General features: G+C 66.7%; 2 protein-coding genes. Both read right to left on the bottom strand.

What is annotated here, in order from left to right:
• Positions 1-44: 44 nt before the first annotated feature.
• Entirely contained in the window at positions 45-335 is a 291-nt protein-coding gene (locus ACFULV_RS34950; RefSeq protein ID WP_378664386.1) for an ATP/GTP-binding protein, read from the bottom strand.
• Between the two features lie 10 nt (positions 336-345).
• Positions 346-1,089 carry an endonuclease NucS gene (nucS, locus tag ACFULV_RS34945; RefSeq protein WP_378639483.1) on the bottom strand — a complete coding sequence of 248 codons (744 nt, stop codon included), beginning with the start codon at positions 1,087-1,089 and terminating at the stop codon, positions 346-348.
• Between the last annotated feature and the right edge of the window lie 150 nt (positions 1,090-1,239).

The raw sequence follows: 1,239 nt of genomic DNA, 5'->3' as shown, positions 1-1,239 counted from the left end.
CGCCTCGAATCATCGAGGCGGCCTTCGGTTTTCTGTCGCTCGGGTCACGACCAGCGGCGGGTGATGCCGCGGGTGCGCCTGCCGTTCCAGCAACCCTGGTGCCAGTGCCTGCGGTCGTCCTCGCCGCCCTCGACGGCCCAGGCCACGATGTGGGCGACACCGATCGCGATCTCGTGGTCGCAGCCGGGGCACCGATAGGGCTTCACCGCACGAGCGCCGGGAACCGTTCGCACGATATAGGTTTCGTCGCCCGGACCGTCCTCGGTGCGGCCGTACACATCGCCGATCGGCCTAGGCGCCGTAGAACGTCCGCTGCGCGGTCTACGTCGCGGCATGACACTCCTCCTAGAACAGGCGGAAAACGTTGCTCTCCGTGCCGCGTAGCTCGTCGTAATCGAGCGTGAGGCACCGGATTCCACGGTACTCGGCCAGCGTCTTCGCCTGCGGCTTGATCTGCTGTGCCGCGAACACCCCGGCCACCGGGGCCAGCAGCGGGTCGAGGTTGAGCAGTTCGAGGTACCGGGTGAGCTGCTCGACACCGTCGATGTCACCGCGCCGCTTGATCTCCACCGCCACGGTGGCGCCGTCGGCATCGCGGCACAGCAGGTCCACCGGGCCGATCGCGGTCATGTACTCGCGCCGCACCAGGGTGTACCCCTCCCCGAGCTTCGTCACGTGTTCGGCGAGCAGCTCCTGCAGATGCGCTTCGACGCCGTCCTTCACCAGACCGGGGTCGACCCCGAGCTCGTGCGAGGAATCGTGCTCGATCTCCTCGATGGTGATCCGCAATTCCTCGCCGGCCTTGTTGGTCACCACCCACAGCGCCTTCGCCGTCACCGGCTCCGGAGTCTGCCCCTCCCGCAACGGCCGTACGCCGTCGGGCAAGGCGGCGGGCATCGCGTCCGGCACTTCCTGCTCCACCAGCCAGCACGGCGGACTCATCCAGTTCAGCGGCTTGTACGAGCCGCCGTCGGAGTGCACGAGCACCGACCCGTCGGCCTTGATCAGCAACAGCCGACGAGCCATCGGAAGGTGGGCGGTCAGTCGACCGACATAGTCGACCTGGCAACGAGCAATGACGAGGCGCACCCAAGCACTGTAGGCGACGGCCCTGGGAACGCAAAAAGGCCCCCAACCAATGGTTGAGGGCCTTTCGCAATGATGTTCCGGCAGTGTCCTACTCTCCCACACCCTGTCGAGTGCAGTACCATCGGCGCAGGTGGCCTTAGCTTCCGGGTT

The organism is Nocardia sp. NPDC057272 (assembly GCF_042668615.1).
Taxonomy (GTDB): Bacteria; Actinomycetota; Actinomycetes; order Mycobacteriales; family Mycobacteriaceae; genus Nocardia.
This window is presented reverse-complemented; position numbering and strand designations above follow the sequence as displayed.